The sequence below is a fragment of the Methylobacterium sp. Leaf117 genome, from assembly GCF_001422985.1.
Taxonomy (GTDB): domain Bacteria; phylum Pseudomonadota; class Alphaproteobacteria; order Rhizobiales; family Beijerinckiaceae; genus Methylobacterium.
Genome location: NZ_LMNL01000001.1, coordinates 786,691 through 804,610, shown reverse-complemented (window position 1 = coordinate 804,610; position 17,920 = coordinate 786,691). Strand labels below are relative to the sequence as shown.

The 17,920-nt window shown below is 71.7% G+C and carries 17 protein-coding genes; 12 read left to right on the top strand and 5 right to left on the bottom strand.

Going from position 1 to position 17,920, the window contains the following annotated elements:
• Positions 1 to 291: 291 nt before the first annotated feature.
• Positions 292 to 1,722, top strand: a complete 1,431-nt coding sequence (locus ASF57_RS03640; protein WP_056479980.1) for an oligosaccharide flippase family protein — start codon at positions 292 to 294, stop codon at positions 1,720 to 1,722.
• Positions 1,719 to 2,909, top strand: a complete 1,191-nt coding sequence (locus ASF57_RS03635) for a GNAT family N-acetyltransferase (RefSeq protein WP_156375931.1) — start codon at positions 1,719 to 1,721, stop codon at positions 2,907 to 2,909. Before ASF57_RS03640 ends, ASF57_RS03635 begins: the two co-directional genes overlap by 4 nt.
• A gap of 8 nt (positions 2,910 to 2,917) precedes the next feature.
• Here the strand turns inward: ASF57_RS03635 and ASF57_RS03630 are convergent, their stop codons facing one another.
• From ASF57_RS03630 to ASF57_RS03615, 4 genes are all read right to left on the bottom strand, one after another.
• Positions 2,918 to 3,784 carry a prephenate dehydrogenase/arogenate dehydrogenase family protein gene (locus ASF57_RS03630; RefSeq protein WP_082503648.1) on the bottom strand — a complete coding sequence of 289 codons (867 nt, stop codon included), beginning with the start codon at positions 3,782 to 3,784 and terminating at the stop codon, positions 2,918 to 2,920.
• Positions 3,785 to 3,985: 201 nt separating this feature from the next.
• Positions 3,986 to 4,369: a hypothetical protein gene (locus ASF57_RS03625; RefSeq protein ID WP_056479973.1), complete on the bottom strand. Its 384-nt coding sequence runs from the start codon at positions 4,367 to 4,369 to the stop codon at positions 3,986 to 3,988.
• A 16-nt stretch (positions 4,370 to 4,385) separates the two neighbouring features.
• The gene (locus tag ASF57_RS03620) at positions 4,386 to 4,640 is read right to left on the bottom strand and encodes a hypothetical protein (protein WP_056479970.1); all 255 of its coding nucleotides are present in this window, start codon (positions 4,638 to 4,640) and stop codon (positions 4,386 to 4,388) included.
• Between the two features lie 135 nt (positions 4,641 to 4,775).
• Positions 4,776 to 5,108, bottom strand: coding sequence for a hypothetical protein (locus ASF57_RS03615; protein WP_056479967.1), 333 nt, complete (start codon positions 5,106 to 5,108; stop codon positions 4,776 to 4,778).
• Positions 5,109 to 5,313: 205 nt separating this feature from the next.
• Here ASF57_RS03615 and sseA point away from each other — a divergent pair, with 205 nt between their 5' ends.
• On the top strand, positions 5,314 to 6,162 hold the full coding sequence (gene sseA / locus ASF57_RS03610; protein WP_056479964.1) for a 3-mercaptopyruvate sulfurtransferase: 849 nt from the start codon (positions 5,314 to 5,316) through the stop codon (positions 6,160 to 6,162).
• 10 nt (positions 6,163 to 6,172) lie between these two features.
• The gene (locus ASF57_RS03605; RefSeq protein WP_156375929.1) at positions 6,173 to 7,027 is read left to right on the top strand and encodes an urease accessory protein UreD; all 855 of its coding nucleotides are present in this window, start codon (positions 6,173 to 6,175) and stop codon (positions 7,025 to 7,027) included.
• Between the two features lie 7 nt (positions 7,028 to 7,034).
• On the opposite strand, the gene nikR is transcribed toward ASF57_RS03605, so the two are convergent.
• Positions 7,035 to 7,532 carry a nickel-responsive transcriptional regulator NikR gene (gene nikR, locus ASF57_RS03600; RefSeq protein WP_056479961.1) on the bottom strand — a complete coding sequence of 166 codons (498 nt, stop codon included), beginning with the start codon at positions 7,530 to 7,532 and terminating at the stop codon, positions 7,035 to 7,037.
• Positions 7,533 to 7,636: 104 nt separating this feature from the next.
• Between nikR and ASF57_RS03595 the strand changes: the two genes are divergently transcribed.
• The 8 genes from ASF57_RS03595 (at position 7,637) to uca (ending at position 17,918) form a co-directional block, all read left to right on the top strand.
• Positions 7,637 to 8,650: an ABC transporter substrate-binding protein gene (locus ASF57_RS03595; RefSeq protein WP_056180233.1), complete on the top strand. Its 1,014-nt coding sequence runs from the start codon at positions 7,637 to 7,639 to the stop codon at positions 8,648 to 8,650.
• 89 nt (positions 8,651 to 8,739) lie between these two features.
• Complete coding sequence (locus ASF57_RS03590; RefSeq protein ID WP_156375952.1) at positions 8,740 to 9,723, top strand: ABC transporter permease; 984 nt, start codon at positions 8,740 to 8,742, stop codon at positions 9,721 to 9,723.
• On the top strand, positions 9,720 to 10,658 hold the full coding sequence (locus tag ASF57_RS03585; protein WP_056479958.1) for an ABC transporter ATP-binding protein: 939 nt from the start codon (positions 9,720 to 9,722) through the stop codon (positions 10,656 to 10,658). Before ASF57_RS03590 ends, ASF57_RS03585 begins: the two co-directional genes overlap by 4 nt.
• On the top strand, positions 10,658 to 11,461 hold the full coding sequence (locus tag ASF57_RS03580; protein WP_056479955.1) for a creatininase family protein: 804 nt from the start codon (positions 10,658 to 10,660) through the stop codon (positions 11,459 to 11,461). Before ASF57_RS03585 ends, ASF57_RS03580 begins: the two co-directional genes overlap by 1 nt.
• Positions 11,445 to 12,818 carry a type III glutamate--ammonia ligase gene (gene glnT / locus ASF57_RS03575; protein ID WP_056479951.1) on the top strand — a complete coding sequence of 458 codons (1,374 nt, stop codon included), beginning with the start codon at positions 11,445 to 11,447 and terminating at the stop codon, positions 12,816 to 12,818. The genes ASF57_RS03580 and glnT overlap by 17 nt, the downstream gene beginning before the upstream one ends.
• A 103-nt stretch (positions 12,819 to 12,921) precedes the next feature.
• On the top strand, positions 12,922 to 13,728 hold the full coding sequence (locus tag ASF57_RS03570) for an urea amidolyase associated protein UAAP1 (protein ID WP_056479948.1): 807 nt from the start codon (positions 12,922 to 12,924) through the stop codon (positions 13,726 to 13,728).
• A 12-nt stretch (positions 13,729 to 13,740) separates the two neighbouring features.
• Positions 13,741 to 14,376, top strand: coding sequence for an urea amidolyase associated protein UAAP2 (locus ASF57_RS03565; protein WP_056480245.1), 636 nt, complete (start codon positions 13,741 to 13,743; stop codon positions 14,374 to 14,376).
• Positions 14,376 to 17,918: an urea carboxylase gene (gene uca / locus ASF57_RS03560; protein ID WP_056479944.1), complete on the top strand. Its 3,543-nt coding sequence runs from the start codon at positions 14,376 to 14,378 to the stop codon at positions 17,916 to 17,918. The genes ASF57_RS03565 and uca overlap by 1 nt, the downstream gene beginning before the upstream one ends.
• The last annotated feature ends 2 nt before the right edge of the window (positions 17,919 to 17,920 follow it).

Genomic DNA, 17,920 nt, shown 5'->3' with positions numbered 1-17,920 from the left:
GCCGCAGATGCGATCCGGCAATCCGTCACGCAGCCCTCTCAAGCGGAACCATGACGGCCGCTGACGCTGCACCTGCGATATGAGCCTTCGCGCCTGCGAAGTCAATCCGTGTGGCCGACCTTGGCCGGCGGCCCACGCAGGGCGGGTCCTCCGCCCACGCATGCGGCGGCGCTGGCGCCATCGGAGGAAGCCGATACGGAGTAGCCGGATGCGGAATGATTTGACGCCGCCGCACCCGTGGGGTGTTACCTCTGATCCCGAGCCGGGCCGCCCGGCAGGTCACGGGTCCGGATGATCGCGCGCCACACCCTCACCTATGTCGGCTCACGGGGCGTCGCCGCAGCCCTGAACATGGGCGCTCTCGCGGTGTTCACCCGGCTCGCGCCCACCGACGTGTTCGGGCTCTACCTGCTGGTGCTGTCCTGGGCGCTGGTGCTCTACAGCGCCACCTGCCAATGGCCGAAATTCTCGTTCTTCGCCCTCTATGCCGAGGACCGGGCCGCCGTTCAGGTCGGCACCGTGGTGCGCCTGCTCGGCGGCATGGTCACCCTCGCGGCCCTGGTGGCGGCCGGCGCGGCCGGGCTGGGGCTGCTGGAGCCGCGGTCGGCGCTCGCGATCTTTACGGCGGTGTTCGGCATGATGGCCTTCGAGGGCGCCGCCGAGATCGCGCGCACCCGCCTGGAGGTCGGCGCCGTCGCCCTTTCGGTGGTGATGCGCGCGGTCCTGGTCCTGGCACTGGGCAGCACCGCCCTCCTCCTCGGCGGCGGGGCCATCGCCCTCCTGCTCGCCACCGCCGGCGCCAACATGCTGGCGGCCCTGCCCACGCTCTACGTCCTTCGCGTCCTGTTGCGCGGCGGCGGCAGCTGGGCCGAGGCGCGCCGCCTTCTCGCCTATGGCTGGCCGCTGGTGCTCTCGTTCGGCGCCGCCGCCCTGGCCCAGACGGCCGACCGCCTCGTCATCGGCGCCAGCATCGGCGTCTCGGAACTCGGCGCCTACGGCGCCTTCGCCGACTTCCTGCGCCAGAGCTTCGTCGTGTTCGGCGACAGCGTCGCCCTGGCGCTGATCTCGATCGCCAAGCGCGATGCCCGCGACGGCGGCATCGCCACCGCCCGCCCGGTGCTGGAGGATGCCATCCGGCTGCTGACGGTGATCGCCGCCTTCGGTGCCGTGTTCTTCCTGGCCTTCGACGACATCCTCGTGACCCTGTTGCTCGGGCCGGATTACCGCGACACCGCCCTGCGGGTGGCGCCCCTGCTGGTCGCCGCCAGCATCCTGCAGATGTTCCGGTCGTATTATTTCGGGCAGGTGATCTATTTCACCCAGAAGAGCCACCTCGACGCGATCGCGTCGGTGACCCTGCTGATCGCCATCGGCGGCCTGTCGGCGGTGCTGATTCCGCGCCTCGGCGTCGAGGGAGCGGCCATCGCCATGGCGATTGGCCAGGGCCTCGCCTGCCTCGTCTTCATCCTCGGCTCCCGCGAACGCTTCCGCATGCCGGTGCCCCTGCGCGACCTCGCCGTCATCGGCGGGCTGGCGCTCGCCTGTGCGGGGGTGATCGCCGGCCTCGAGCGGCTCCCCCTCGATCCGGGTCTCGCCCTCGGCCTCCGGCTCGGCTGCCTCGCCCTGGTCTCGGCCGGGACGGCCTGGGGGTTCAACATCCTCGGCGTCGCCGATCTGCTGACGCGTCTCCGGGGGGAGCGCTCCCGCAGGGCTACCCCGTGAGCCGACCCGCGCCGAGCGTGGTCACGCCGGACGGGCTCGTGGTCTGCCTGCGCCCGATCACCGACGACGCGCCCTGGATCGCGGCCTGGCGCGACCTCGGCCACCGGGCGCTGGTCGACAATCTGTTCTACGATCCCGATTACGCGCGTCCCGCCTCCGCGGTCTTCGGGCAGGGCGTGCAGCTGGCGCTGGTGGGAGACCGTGCGCCCGAAGAGCCGGGTCTGCGCCTCGTGGCCGTCTGGCCCGTGCGGATACGGCGCTGGCGCTGGGGTCTGCCGGTGAGCCTGGTCACGGGCTGGATGCATGATTTCGGCATCTTCGGTGCACCGCTCCTCGACGGCGCCGAGCCGGGCCGCGCCCTCGATGCGCTGTTCCTCGGCCTGAGCCGACTCCTCGGGCCGCGCCTGATGCTGACGCACGTGCCGACCGCCGGCCCCTTCGCGGATCTCCTCTGGGGGCGCCTCGCCGCAGGCCGGCTGCGCCATGCCCGGTTCTGGCCGCATGAGCGCGCCTTCCTCGACCTCGCGGGCCGCGACGCGGCAGCCCGCGCCGCTTATCTCGCGCATCTCTCATCCCGCAAGCAGCGCAAGCTGCGCCAGGCCTGGGATCGCCTGAGCACGGACGGACCGATCACCTTCGAGACGATCCGCGATCCCGCCGTGCTGCCTGCCGCCCTCGACGATTACATCGCGCTCGAGGGCGCGGGCTGGAAGGGCGCGCGCGGCACCGCCATCGCGGGCGATGCGGCCCAGACCCGGATGATGCGCGACCTCGTCCTGCGCTTCGGCGCGCGCGGCGGTGCCCGCATCGATCGCCTTCGCCAGAACGGCCGGACCCTCGCGGCGTTGGTCAGCTTCGTCACGCGCGAGCAGGTCTGGACCCTCAAGATCTCCTATGCGGCCGCGGCGGCCAAGCACTCGCCCGGCGCCCTCGCCTTCCAGCGCCTGACACAGGCCATCGCCGCCGACCCGGCGCTCACCACGGCGGATTCCTGCGCGCCGCCGCATTATCCGCTGCCCGAGACCTTCTGGACCGGGCGGCTGCCCCTCGCTCACATCCTCGTGGAGAGCCGCAGCGGCGATCCGCTGTTCGCCCTCGCGGTCCGCCTCGAGCGCGGGCGCGCCGAGGCCAATCGATGCCTCAGGGCGTGGCGCGACCGCCTGCGCCGGTTCCTGCCGGGCGGCTGAGAGCGGGGTCAGGCGGCGCGCACCGCGCGATCCTGGATGTTTTGATCCTGGACGTTTTGATCCTGGATGGTCTGATCCTGGATATCCGCATCCTGGACTTCCCGATTCTGCCCCTCCTGATCCTGCATCTCCGACAGGTCGGTGGCGAGGCGTGCCGCGTGGGCGACGAAGCGGCGGCGGACCGCGCCCGCATAGGGATTGGCGCGCTCGATCGCCTCGAAGATTTCGGGTGCGTCGTGGCGCACCATCGCCACCGCCTGCATCAGCAGGTCGAAGCTGCGCGTGGTCATCCGGGTCGGCAGCGGCTCCATCTGCACCGTCACCTTCGCGATCAGGTGGGTCAGGCCCTGGGCGGCGGCGGCGTCGCGGTCATGTGCCTCGGGCGTCGTCACGATGACGTCGAGCCCGAGCCGGCGGCGCAGGAAGGCGGCGACCCGCCGGGGCCGTCCACCGCGCACCGGGCAGAGCGCGATCTTCAGCCCGCGGATGCCGCCCCGCGCGCTCTGCGGACCGAAGAGCGGGTGGGTGGCGACGATCGCGACGTGACCCGGCAGGCCGGCACGCATCGCGTTCGCGGCGGCCACTTTCACCGAGCCGACGTCGAGCACGAGGGCGCCCGGAGGCAGGTGCGGGCCGATCTCGGCCACGACCGCCGCGATCGCCGCGACCGGAACCGCCAGGATGACGACGGGACAGCCGGCGGCCTCGCGCAAGGTCGCCCGCGTGACGTCGTCGACCGATGCCGCGGACATGGCCGGATCGTAGGCCTGGATCGCGAAATGCGGCGCCAGATGGAGGGCGATGAGGCGGCCGAAGGCCCCAAAGCCGATCAGGCCGAGGGGAGGACGGAGGTGTGCGGGGAATGCGGACGACACGGACGGAACCTCGGTTGGAGCCGGGCCGTCGACGATGGTCCTGAGGAAGAGATCAACCGCCGACGATGCAGCGGTTGAGACATGACAAGCCCCGCGCCGCTAAGGGTGCGGCGCCGAATAGGAGGCGGGGCGGAACGACGGTGTCATGGTGCGAGCTTCTAGGGCGGGATCGCCGGCGCGGTCAATCCGATCCGGCGCGCCTCACCAGCCGAAGCGGGCGATCGCGTCGAGGCGCGCCCGGATAGCGGCCTCGTCGCGTCCGAGGCCGGCGATTCGCTGCGAGAGGGCGTAGCAGGTCCCGCAGAACCCGAACTGCATCAGAGGGAGGCCATCGGCCCGCGCCCGTGCCACCGAGCCGATCAGGCAGGCGATGACGGGCTCGTCCGCCGGGAAGCTAAGGCAGTCCGCCCGGGGGCTTCCGAAGAACGGCCGGTTCGGCCAGGCCAGCGAGACCGCGGTGCCGCCGCGCCGGTCGGGTGCCGGCGGCACCGTGTAGCTGCGCAGGAACAGGGCGGCGAACAGCAGGACGAGGCCGGGCATCAGGAGGCCCGGATGGACGAGGGTGCGAAGGCGGGAGGTGGGCATGGCCGATCGCTCCCCGTCAGGCCGGTTCGTCGTACCGGCTCCAGCGGAACACCTCCGTGCCGGCCCCGTCGATGACCCGCACCGCTTCGGCCGGAGCGCCGGAGCGCTGCGGGGCACGGGCCCTGGCGAACAGCGTCAGCGCCCGTTCCTTGGCCGCCTCGACGGTGCCGGTGCGCACCGAGATGCGCTGGCGCACCAGGTCCTCGCCGCGCGCCCCGGCCTCGTCCTCGGAGGCGAGGACTTCGATGTGGTAGGTCTCGCGCGGGTTCACGACGGCTCCATCCGGCTGGCTCGGTCTCCACCATCCATACGCACAGGCGCCGGTCCTTGGCACCGGCGCCGGCCCGGCTGCGACGAAAAAGGCCGGGCCTGTCGGCCCGGCCCGCACGCGGTCCGGCGCGTCGGCTCAGCGCGCCGGGGTGCCGGTGGTGGGCGCCGAACCCGGCCCGATGCCCCGGCCGGCGCTCGGGATGGGGGCGGCGCTCGGGTTGCGGACGGCCCCGGCGCCGGGCGCCGTCCCGGTGGTCGCGGGCGATCCGCCGATGCCGCCTGCGGCGGGACTGCCGATCGAGCTGCCGGCTGTGCCGGAGTTGCCGACGGTGCCAGAATTTCCGACGCTGCCGGAATTTCCGACGCTGCCCGAACCGGCACCCGGTGCGGTCGACTGGGCCTGGGCGGCGCCCCCGAGGGTGAGCGCGGCGGCGGTGGCGAGGGCGAGGGCGAGTGGGAGGTGACGCATTGGCGAGGTCTCCTGAACCGGATGGGATCGATCGTACCCCGTCAACGCGGCGCGGGATGGGCCGGTTCAGATCGCCGCCCGGTCCGCAAGGCGTGCAACACGCCGCCGGATGTGATTTGGTGGTACCTCCCGCTTGACCCGAGGCGCAGTCCGGCGGGAAGCCGTTTCCCGGCGGAGCCCTCCGCCGCATCGAACAGAGAACCCCATGGCGACGACGCCCTTTGTCACGGCAGACTGGCTCCACACCCGGCTCGGCGCGCCCGACATCGTGATCCTCGACGGCTCGTGGTACCTGCCGGCCCAGGGCCGCGACGCCCGGGCCGAGTATCTCGCCGCGCACATCCCCGGCGCGATCCGCTTCGACATCGACACGATGAGCGACGAGACCTCTCCCCTGCCCCACATGCTGCCGCGCCCGGAGGTCTTCGCCTCGCGCATGCGGGCTCTGGGCATCGGCGACGGCGCCCACCTCGTGGTCTATGACGGGATGGGCCTGTTCTCGGCGCCGCGGGTGCGCTGGATGCTGAAGACCTACGGCGTCCGCGACGTCGAGATCCTCGACGGCGGATTCCCGGCCTGGGTCGCGGCGGGCTATCCGGTCGAGGAAGGCGAGGGCCGGCTGCGCACCCGCCGTCACTTCACCGCACGGTTCGACAACGGCGCCGTGGCGGAGGCCGGGGACATCGCCCGCGCCCTCGACACCGGCAATGCCCAGGTCGTCGATGCCCGCTCCGGCCCGCGCTTCCGCGGTGAGGAGGCGGAGCCGCGCCCCGGCGTCCGCCCCGGCCACATGCCGGGCGCCCGCAACGTCCATTATTCCGCGCTCCAGAGCGGGGGGCGCCTGAAGGACGAGGCGGCTCTGCGCGCGGTCTTCGCCGAGAACGGCGTCGACGTGGGCAAGCCCGTGGTCACCACCTGCGGCTCGGGCGTCACCGCCGCCATCGTCGGACTGGCCCTGGAGACCCTGGGGCGTCCCCCCCGTGCCCTCTACGACGGCTCCTGGTCGGAATGGGGCTCGGACCCCGAGCGTCCCGTCGCCACCGGCCCGGCCTGAAGCCTCCGCCTTGCTGAACCCGGACCCTCCGGCGTGCCCGGTCGCCGCGCCGGAGCGGCAACGCTCGCAGGGGCGGATTCACCTGCGCGTCGCCTGCGTGGACGGGCACGACACCCGCATCCTCGACATCGGCGAGGGCGGCCCCTTGCGTCTGCGCCTGCCGCGCCGGCCGAAGGGGCCGTGCGAGGCGGTGCTGCTCAACACCGCCGGCGGCATCGCCTGCGGTGATGCGTTTCGGGTCACCATCGAGGCCGAGGCGGGCGCCGACCTGACCCTGACCACGACCGCCGCCGAGAAGGTCTACCGCTCCGACGGCCCGGTGAGCCGGTTCGAGACGCGGGTCACGCTCGGGGCCGGCGCCCGTCTCGCGCACCTCCCGCAGGAGACGATCCTGTTCGACCGGTCCGCCCTGGCGCGCCGCTTCGAGGCCGATCTGGCGCCGGATGCGCATCTCCTCGCCTTCGAGGCCGTCACCTTCGGACGCACCGCCCGCAACGAGTCGATCACGCGCGGCCACCTCTCCGACACCTGGCGCATCCGCCGCGACGGGCGCCTCGTCTATGCCGATTCCCTGCGCCTCGACGGCGCGGTGTCGGACCAGCTCGCCCGGGCGGCCATTGGCAACGGTGCCCGCGCCATGGCGACGATGCTCGACGTCTCGCCCGCGGCGGAGGGCCGGCTGGACGAGGCCCGCGCTCTTCTCGACGCGGCGGGGGCGGAGGGGGTCGCGGCAGCGGCCAGCGCCTGGAACGGCCACCTCGTCCTGCGCCTCCTCGGCCGCGATCCGGACGCCCTGCGGAGCGTCGCCCAGCGCGTCCTCACCGCCTATCGCGAACGACCCCTGCCCCGGGTCTGGCAGAGTTAAGGGGCCGTCACGCCGGCGCCCCGGGGAACGGGTGGATCGGCGGGATCAAAGCCGCCACGAGTTCGAGCCGCCCCGAGATGACGCCGCGCTCGGTGATCATCGCGTCCGCGATGGTCTGGAGCGTGTCGGCCGGACCCTGCACCAGCACGACCTCCAGGGTCTGGTTGTGCATCAGGTGCACGTGCAGCGAGGAGATCACCTCGGCGATGAAGCGGCGCTGCAATTCGGCCAGCCGCTGCTGCAGCCCATGGGCGAGGTTGTCGTAGCAGAGCGTGATGGTGCCCACCATGACGCGGTCGCCGACCTCGTGCCGGTGCTCCACCAGGGAGCGGTGCAGGATCGTCGCCACCGCCTGGGAGCGGCTGGCGAAGCCGCGCTCGCCCACCATGGTGTCGAGTTCGCAGAGCAGGTCCTCGGACAGCGACAGGCTGATCCGGCTCACCGGCCGCTTGCGCGTCCCCTCGGCCTCCTCCGGGCCGGTCGTCGCGGTCGCGTTGTCGGACATCTGATTTCCTCCCACTCGCCCATTCTGGCACGGCTTTTGTATGCGTGAAATCCCGTCGGTATTACGATTTCCAATGATCGTATTACGCGTCTTGGAGATCACAGATGCGCCTGTCCTCGGTTCTCGCCGCCACCCGCAGGAACGTCGCCGGCGGCCTCATGGCCCTGGGCCTGCTCGCAGTGCTGCCCGGCCCGGTCACACCCGCCTACGCCGCCGAGCCCCTGCGCATCGGCTACAGCGACTGGCCCGGCTGGGTCGCCTGGCAGGTCGCCATCGAAAAGGGTTGGCTCAAGCAGGCCGGCCTCGACGTCACGTTCGAGTGGTTCGACTACTCCGCCTCCATGGATGCCTTCTCGGCGGGCAAGCTCGACGCCGTGACCTGCACCAACGGCGATGCCCTCGTGATGGGCGGCAATGGCGCCCGAAACGTCATGATCATGCTGACCGACTACTCGAACGGCAACGACATGATCGTCGGCAAGCCGGGCGTGAAGGGGCTGGCCGAGCTGAAGGGCAAGAAGGTCGGTCTCGAAGTCGGCCTGGTCGAGCAGCTGCTCCTCATCAACGGGCTGAACAAGATCGGCCTGAAGGAGACCGACGTCACCTTCGTCAACGTCAAGACCAACGAGACGCCCCAGGTCCTCGCCTCCGGGGACGTGTCGGCCATCGGCGCCTGGCAGCCCATCGCCGGACAGGCGATGAAGGGCGCCGCCGGGGCCCGGCCGCTCTACACCTCCGCCGACGAGCCCGGCCTGATCTACGACGTGGTCACGGTGACGCCCGCGAGCCTCGCCGCCCGCCGCGCCGACTGGATCAAGTTCGTGGCCGTCTGGGACAAGGTGGTCGCCTACATCCAGGACCCGAAGACCCAGGCCGACGCCGTCGCCATCATGGCGGGCAAGGTCGGCATCGAGCCCGCGACCTTCACCCGCTTCCTCAAGGGCACCCGGCTCCTGACCCTGGCCGACGGCCGCAAGGTGATGGCCGATGCCGAGGGCTTCGGCTCGCTCTACGGGTCGAGCCGCTACGCCGACGCCTTCAACGTCCGGTACGAGGTCTACAAAGCCGCACAGGACGTGAAGGGCTACATCGATCCGGCGCTGACGGACGGCAAATGAGCGCCGCGCCGCGCAGCGACGAGAGGCAGCGCCCCATTCCGGCGGCCGGCGCGCCAGCGGAGGCGACCAGTGCCCGACCGGAGCAGGCCATGGCCGCGCCGGTGCGGACCGGCGCCCGGCGCCGCTCCTGGATCGGGGTCGCCCGGCCGCTCTCGACCCGGCGCCGGACCGTGCTGGCGGTGCTCTCCTTCCTGCTGCCGGTCCTGGCCTGGGCGGCGGTCTCCTACGTGCCGTTCCTGTGGCATCCCCTGGTGGAGGTGACCGAGCCCGGCGATGTGGCCTGGATGGAGCCCGGCATGCGGGTGCCGAAGGCCGCCTTCGCGGAGGAGGTCGCGCGCGCGGGGGCCGCCAACGGCGCGGCGCCTGTCGGCATTCCCGCCAACCCGGTCTACCTGCCCACGCCCCACGCCGTCGCGGCGGCGCTCTGGACCTCCCTCACCGCGACGCCGACCCAGCGCGACGCGATCCGCCTGCCTCTGAGCCTGTGGCACTCGATCCAGATCATCGTCTGGGGCTTCCTGCTCTCGTCGGTGGTCGGCGTGCCGCTCGGCATCCTGTGCGGAGCGCAGCCGACGCTCGCCCGCCTCACCGAACCGGTGATCGAGTTCGTCCGCTACATGCCGGCCCCCGCCTTCGGGGCGCTGATGGTGGCGATCCTCGGCATCTATGACGGGCCGAAGATCGCCATCATCGTCATCGGGACCTTCTTCCAGCAGGTGCTGGTGATCGCCAACACCACGCGGCGGATCGAGCCGCTGCTGATCGAGGCCGCCCTGACCCTCGGGGCGCGCAACCTCCGCCTGATCCGCCGCGTGATCGTGCCGGCAATGCTGCCGCAGCTCTACCGCGACCAGCGCATCCTGCTGGGCTGGGCCTGGACCTACCTCATCGTCGCCGAACTGATCGGCACCTCGTCGGGCATCACCTTCTTCATCACGCAGCAGGCCCGCTACCAGCATTTCGACAACGTCTACGCGGCGATCCTCGTCATCGGCCTCGTCGGATCGGCCACCGACCTTGCCCTGGCGTGGATCGGGCGCCGGCTGTTCCCCTACGATCGGAGCGAGGCATGACGCGCGGGAGCACGATTCCCCTGCCGGTGGAGCCCTGCGACTACCGCACCCAATGCGAGCCGGTGCGGGCGCGCTTCGCCAAGCTGAAGAGCCGGGACGTGGCCCTGAGCGTCGAGGGGCTGGGCAAGGTGTTCCGCTCCGCCGGCGGCGAGACCACGGCCCTGCGGGGTATCGATCTCGTCACCCACCGGCGGGAATTCCTCTGCGTGGTCGGCCCGTCCGGCTGCGGCAAGTCCACCTTCGTGCGCATTCTCGCCGGGCTCGAGACGGCCAGTTCCGGCGTGGTCCGGGTCGGCGGCGTGCCGGTCTCCGGCCCCGGCGCCGATCGTGGCATGGTGTTCCAGGGCTACACGCTGTTCCCCTGGCTCAGCGTCCTGCGCAACGTCGCCTTCGGCCTGGAGGAGAACGGCACCCCCCGGCGCGAGGCCGAGCGCGAGGCCCGGCAATGGCTGGCGCTGATCGGCCTCGAAGCCTTCGCGGACGCCTACCCGCACCAGCTCTCGGGCGGGATGAAGCAGCGCGTCGCCATCGCCCGCGCCCTGGCCACCCGGCCGCGCATCCTCCTCATGGACGAGCCGTTCTCGGCCCTCGACACCCAGTCGCGGGCCCGGATGCAGGCCTACCTCATCGAGATCTGGCGCAAGATCGACATCACCATCGTGTTCATCACCCACGACCTCGACGAGGCCGTGTACCTCGCCGACCGCATCCTGGTGCTGAAGGCGCATCCGGGCGAGGTGGCTGAACTCATCGAGGTGCCGGTGCCGCGCCCGCGCAGCCCGGACCAGATGCTGGGGCCGGAATTCCGCGCCACCCGCGCCCGGCTCGACGCCTTGATCCACCCGGCGAAGGACGAGGCGGAGGCCGATGCCGACGAGCCCGCCGCCACCGCCCTCGTCACCCGCATGGCGCCGACCGGCGACGAGGTCGAGTGATGGACGCCTCCGCCCTGCTCTGGGCCGACCGCACCTGGGAGGAGATCCCGGGCGACCTCGCGGCCGCGTCGCAGGCCGCGATCCTGCCGGTGGGCGCCACCGAGCAGCACGGACCGCATCTCGGCTGCGGCATGGATTTCGTGCTGGCCGAGCGCCTCGCCCACGCGGTCTCGGCGCAGACCCGCGTGCCGGTGCTGCCGACCCTGCCCTATGGCTGCTCGCTCGGCCACAGCCGGCGCTGGCCCGGCACCATCACCCTCGATCCCCTGGTGATGACCCAGGTGGTAACGCAGATCGGCACCTCCGCCTATCATTCGGGCGTCCGGCGCCTGTTCCTGGTCAACGCCCACGTCACCAACGCGGCCCCCTTGCGCTGTGCCCTGGAGATGCTGCGCGCCGCTCATGACGACCTGATGGTCGCCCTGGTGAACTCGGCGACGATCAGCGAGCGGGTGCGCGCGGCCCATTTTGCCGATGCCGCCGACTGGCACGCCAATGCCGCCGAGACCGCGCTGATGATGGCGACCGCCCCGGCCCTGGTCCGCCCGGACCGGATCACGGCCGCCGACGATCCCGACCGGACCGAGGGGCTGGTGTTCGCCCACCCGGTCAACCGCACCAGCCGCAACGGCGTCACCGGCCGTCCGTCGCAGGCGAGCCTCGCCGAGGGCGAGCGCCTGTTCGGCTGGATGGTCGCGGACCTCGCCGCTCTCGTCCGGCGCGGCCTCGCCGAGACCCCGCCCCTGTCCCCACCCGACGACCCATCCGGTCCAGAGGAGCGAGCCCGTGGCTCACACGACTGACATCGATCCCCATATCCGCGCGCTGCAGGACGACCTGCGGGGAAAGGGCGTGAAATACGTCATCGGCGCCTATGTCGACATCCACGGGGCCCAGAAGGCCAAGGTCGTGCCCATCGACCACCTGCCCCAGATGGCCGCCGGCTCCGAGCGCTACACCGGCTACGCCCTCGACGGCCTCGGCCAGGCCCCCAACGAGGACGAACTGGCCTCGGTGCCGGACCTCGCCCACGTGATCCAGCTGCCCTGGGAGCCGAAGCTGGCCTGGACCCCGGCCGACCTCACCTTCCAGGGCAAGCCCTACCCCCTCTCCACCCGTGTCGCGCTGAAATCCGTGTTGGCCCAGGCGGAGGCGATGGGCTTCGGCTTCAACCTCGGCATCGAGTGCGAGATCTTCCTGCTGCGGCAGGCGGCGGACGGCTCGCTGCACACGCCGGTGCCGGACGATAAGCTGGTGAAGCCCTGCTACGACGTCCGCGGCTTCACCGACAACTTCTCCTGGCTCGACAAGGTCGCCACCACGATCAACGACCTCGGCTGGGACCTGTATTCCTTCGACCACGAGGATGCCTGCGGCCAGTTCGAGTTCGATTTCAACTACGCCGATGCGCTGACCATGTGCGACCGGCTGACCTTCTTCCGCATGATGGCGAAGCACTACGCCAAGGAGGAGGGTCTGCTGGCCACCATGATGCCGAAGCCCTTCGCCGACCGCACCGGCAACGGCGCCCATTTCAACATGTCGCTGTTCGACCGCGAGACCGGCCGCAACGCCTTCGCGTGCGACCCCTCGACCGATCCGCGCGGCCTCGGTCTGACCGAAACCGGCTATCACTTCATCGGCGGCGTGCTGAAGCACGGCCGCGCCCTCTGCGCCGCCTTCGCTCCGACGGTGAACAGCTACAAGCGCCTCGTGCGCCAGGGCGCGATGGCGGGCTTCTCCTGGGCGCCGGTGTTCAACTCCTACGGCTCGAACAACCGCACCAACTCGGTGCGGGTGCCGGCCGGCGGCGGGCGCTGCGAGAGCCGCAACGCGGACGGTGCCGTGAACCCCTACCTCGCCGCCGCCCTGGTGCTCGCCGCCGGGCTGGAGGGCGTGCGCGAGCGGATCGATCCCGGCGCGCCGAACGAGGACAATCTCTACGATCTCTCCGACGCCGAGCGCGCCGCCCGCGGCATCGATTTCCTGCCGCAGACCCTGATGGAGGCGGTGGAGGCCTTCGCGGCCGATCCCCTGGTGGAACGGACCCTGGGCAAGGCCCTGCGCGACGAGTTCATCCGCTACAAGACCGCCGAGTGGCAGGATTATCATCTGACCGTCAGCGCCTGGGAGATCGAGCGCTACAGCCACCTGTTCTAGGCGCCCTCCGAAACCCCCTCACCTGCCCGGCCGGGACGACCCGGCCCCGCGAACAGGGCTCACCATCGGCCGGGACGACCCGGCGGACGTTTGAGGAACGGGCATGACCACCACAGACCAGACGATCGCCGCGTACCGGCAGCGCTACGAAGCGCTGAAGCGCGCCGGGCAGGATCAGGCGCCCCGCGCCCTGCCGCCGCCCTCCCCGCACGGGCTGCCGCTCCCCGGCGCGGCCCTCCATGTGGAGACCATCCCGGGAGGCTGGTACTGGACGACGCATCTGGCGCGCGGCGAAGCCCTGCGCATCGCCCTCGCGCACGGCCCGGCAAGCGTCGCCCTGGTGGCCTGGAGCGCGGCCGACCCGTCCGAGCGGTTGAACTACGCCGACACCGTCAAGGTGCAGTGGACCACCGCCCTGCAGAAGGGCCGGGTTCTGTTCTCCGACATGGGCCGGGTGATGCTCGCGCTGACGGAGGATTCCTGCGGCGCCCACGATTCGCTGGCCGGGGGGTCGAACGCCGCGTCCAACGCCGCGCGCTATCCCGGCGGCCCCCACCGCAACACCCGCGACAACCTCGTCCTCGCCGCCCTGAAGGCCGGGCTCGACCGGCGCGACATCCCGGCCCTGGTCAGCGTCTTCGCGCCCGTCGGCGTCGGGCCGGAAGGCCGCCTCGTGTGGAACGAGGCCGGACGCAGGGCCGGCGACTTCGTCGACCTGCGCGCCGAGATGGACCTGACCGTCACCCTGTCGAACTGCCCGCATCCCCTCGATCCGGCTCCGACCTATGCGCCGAACCCGGTCCAGGTCACGCGCTTCCGGGCGCCCGTCCCGGGGGCCGACGACCTGTGCCGCACGGCCACGCCGGAGGCCGTGCGGGGTTTCGAGAACAACGCCCGGGCCGGGTTCTGAGGGGAGATGACGATGACCGACGCACCCACCATCCTCGACGTCACCGTGATCCTCGACGTCACCGTGCCGGCCCAGGCACCCTGGTCCGGCCTCGTGCGCCGGGGCCAGACGATCCGCATCACCGACAGCGAAGGCTGCCAGGCGGTCGACACCCTGTTCTACCGGGCCGACGACATGGGCGAGCGCTATTCCTCCCAGGACACCGTGCGGGTGCAGGGCGCCGCCTACGTCACCGTCGGCACGCCCCTGGTGTCCAGCGAGGGCCGGATCATGGCCCGGGTCACCGCCGATTCCTGCGGGCGGCACGACACCTCGGCCGGGGCCTGCTCGTGCGAGAGCAACACCGTCCGCTTCGGCCACGCCACGAAGTACCTCCATGCCTGCCGCGAGAACTTCGCTCTGGAGGTCGCCAAGTACGGGCTGACCAAGCGCGACATCCCGCCGAACATCAACTTCTTCATGAACGTGCCGATCGAGCAGAACGGCGATCTCGCCATCGTCGACGGCGTCTCGGCGCCCGGCGACTATGTCGAGGTCACGGCCGAGATGGACGTGATCTGCGTGATCTCGAACTGCCCGCAGATCAACAACCCCTGCAACGGCTTCAACCCGACGCCGATCCGGGTCACGATCCGGGACGCGGCCTGATGTTCGACACCCTCCTGATCGCCAACCGGGGCGAGATCGCCCGCCGCATCGTGCGAACCTGCCGCCGCATGGGGATCGCCTCGGTGGCGGTCTATTCCGATGCCGACCGCTTCACCCGCGGCGTGCTGGAGGCCGACCGGGCAGTCCGTCTCGGTCCGGCGCCCGCCGCCGAAAGCTACCTCGACGTCGAGGCCGTGATCGCCGCCTGCCGGGCCACCGGCGCGCAAGCGGTGCATCCGGGCTACGGCTTCCTGTCCGAGAACGTCGCCTTTGCCGAGCGGCTGGCGGACGAGGGCATCGTCTTCATCGGCCCCAAGCCCGAGCACCTCTCCGCCTTCGGACTCAAGCACACGGCACGCGACCTCGCCCGGGCCAGCGGGGTGCCGCTCCTGGCCGGCACCGGCCTGCTGCCCGACCTCGCGACGGCTCTGCGCGAGGCCGAGGCCATCGGCTATCCGGTGATGCTGAAGAGCACGGCCGGCGGCGGCGGCATCGGCATGCGCCTCTGCGCTTCCGCCGCGGAGTTGTCCGAGCACTACGGCGCCGTCGAGCGGACGGCGCGGGCCAGCTTCGGCGACGCCCGGGTCTATCTCGAGCGCTTCGTCGGCGAGGCCCGGCACGTGGAGGTGCAGATCTTCGGCGACGGCCGCGGCCGCGTTGTGGCGCTCGGCGAACGCGACTGCTCGCTCCAGCGCCGAAACCAGAAGGTGATCGAGGAGACCCCGGCGCCGAACCTGCCCGATGCGGTGCGCGCCCGCCTGCACGCGGCGGCCGTCGCCCTGGGGGCGAGCGTGGCCTACGCCTCGGCCGGGACGGTGGAGTTCATCTACGATCCGGTGCGCGAGGACTTCGCCTTTCTGGAGGTCAACACCCGCCTCCAGGTCGAGCATCCGGTGACCGAGGCGGTGTTCGGCATCGACCTCGTCGAGTGGATGATCCGCCAGGCCGCCGGCGAGGACGTCCTGGCGGATGCCGGTCCGCTGGTGCCGCGGGGCGCCGCCATGGAGGCGCGGCTCTATGCCGAGATCCCGCACGCCAACTTCGCCCCGAGCGCCGGCCTGCTCACCGAGGTGCGCTTTCCCGAAGGCCCCCGGATCGACGGTTGGATCGAGACCGGCACCGAGGTGACGCCGTTCTACGATCCGATGCTCGCCAAGATCATCGTCACCGGGGCCGACCGTCCGGCCGCGCTCGCGGCCCTCCGCGCGGCCCTCGACGGGACGGCGGTGTCCGGCATCGAGACCAACCGCGACTACCTGCGCACCATCGCGGGCTCCGATTTCTTCGCCGAGGGCCGGGTCGCCACCACCGCGCTGCGCGACTTCGCGTTTCATCCGCGCAGCGTCGAGGTGCTGCTGCCCGGTGCCCAGTCGAGCCTGCAGGAGCTGCCCGGGCGCATCGGGCTCTGGCACGTCGGCGTGCCCCCGAGCGGGCCGATGGATGCGCGCTCGTTCCGCGCGGCCAATGCTCGGGTGGGCAACCCGCCCGACACCTGTGCTCTCGAGCTCACCGTCTCCGGCCCGACCCTGCGCTTCCACGCCGACACGATCGTGGCTTTGTGCGGGGCGCGGATGCCGGCGACCCTCGACGGCATCGCGCAGCCCCACGACGCCGCCTTCCCCGTGCGGGCCGGCCAGACCCTCCTCCTCGGGGCGATCGCCGGCCCCGGACAGCGCAGCTACCTCGCCCTGCACGGCGGGCTCACGGCGCCGATCGTACTCGGATCGCGCGCCACCTTCGCCCTCGGGGCCTTCGGCGGTCACGCCACCGGCGTGCTGAAGGCCGGCGACGTGCTGCATCTCGGGGCAGTCCCGGAAGTCCCGGCCGAGACCCCGGCGCCGGCGCCGCTGACCCACGACTGGACGCTCGGGGTGGTCTACGGCCCGCACGGGGCGCCGGACTTCTTCCAGGACGCCGACATCGCCGACCTGTTTTCGGCGACCTACGAGGTGCATTTCAACTCCGCCCGCACCGGCATCCGCCTGATGGGGCCGACCCCGCGCTGGGCCCGGGCCGATGGCGGCGAGGCCGGCCTGCACCCGTCCAACCTGCACGACAACGCCTACGCCATCGGGGCCATCGACTTCACCGGCGACATGCCGATCCTGCTCGGGCCGGACGGCCCTAGCCTCGGCGGCTTCGTCTGCCCGGCGGTGATCGCCCGCGACGATTTGTGGAAGATGGGTCAGCTCCGCCCCGGCGACCGGGTCCGGTTCGAGGCCGTGGCACGGCCGGAGGACGACGCCGCGGTGGAGCCAACCGCCGGCCTCCCGACGCCTGCGATCCGGCGCGGCTCGCCCATCCTGGCCCGGGACGAATCCGGTCCCGTCCCGGTGGTCTACCGCCGCCAGGGCGACGACAACCTGCTCGTCGAGTACGGGCCGATGGCCCTCGACATCGGCATCCGGATGCGCGTCCACCTGCTGGCCCGGGCGGTCGCCGAGGCGCGGCTGGCGGGGCTGATCGATCTGACCCCCGGCATCCGCTCGCTGCAGATCCACTACGACGGCGCAGCCCTGCCCCGGCAGCGCCTCCTCGGCGCCCTGCGGGAGATCGAGGCCGGCTTGCCGCGGGTGGAGGACGTCACGGTCGAGAGCCGGATCGTCCACCTGCCGCTGTCCTGGAACGACCCGCAGGCGGCGCTGGCCATGCGCAAGTACCAGGAGCTGGTGCGCCCCAATGCGCCGTGGTGCCCCTCGAACATCGAGTTCATCCGCCGGATCAACGGGCTCGCCGACGAGCAGGCGGTCAAGGACATCATCTTCGACGCCCAGTACCTCGTCATGGGGCTCGGCGACGTCTATCTCGGGGCACCGGTGGCGACGCCGGTCGACCCGCGCCATCGCCTCGTGACCACGAAGTACAATCCCGCCCGCACCTGGACGCCGGAAAACGCCGTCGGCATCGGCGGCGCCTACATGTGCATCTACGGCATGGAGGGGCCGGGCGGGTACCAGCTCTTCGGCCGCACCATCCAGATGTGGAACACCTGGCGCACCACCCGGGAGTTCGTGCCGGGCCATCCCTGGCTGCTGCGCCCCTTCGATCGCATCCGGTTCTTCCCGGTCGAGCCGGCCGAACTGACCGAAGCGCGCGCCGCCTTCCCGCACGGGGCCTATCCCGTGACGATCGAGGACGGGACGTTCTCCTATGCGGCGCACCGCGCCGAACTGGCGGCGAACGCGCCCGAGATCACGGCCGCCAAGGCGCGCCAGCAGGCGGCCTACGAAGCCGAGCGCCAGCGCTGGAAGGCGGAGGGGCTCGACAGCTTCGTGGCCGAGGAGGCGATCTCGGACGGCACGGAGGATGCGATCCCGGCCGGCTGCGTCGGCGTGCCGACGACGGTGCCGGGCAATGTCTGGAAGCTTCTGGTAGCCCCGGGCGACGGGATCGCGGCGGGTGACACCGTGGCGATCCTGGAATCGATGAAAATGGAAATCGCCGTGGTCGCGCCCGTGGCCGGGACCGTGCGGGAGATCCGGGCCCAGCCCGGCCGGACCCTGCGCGGCGGCGACCTGGTCGCGGTGATCGAGGAGATCTGAAC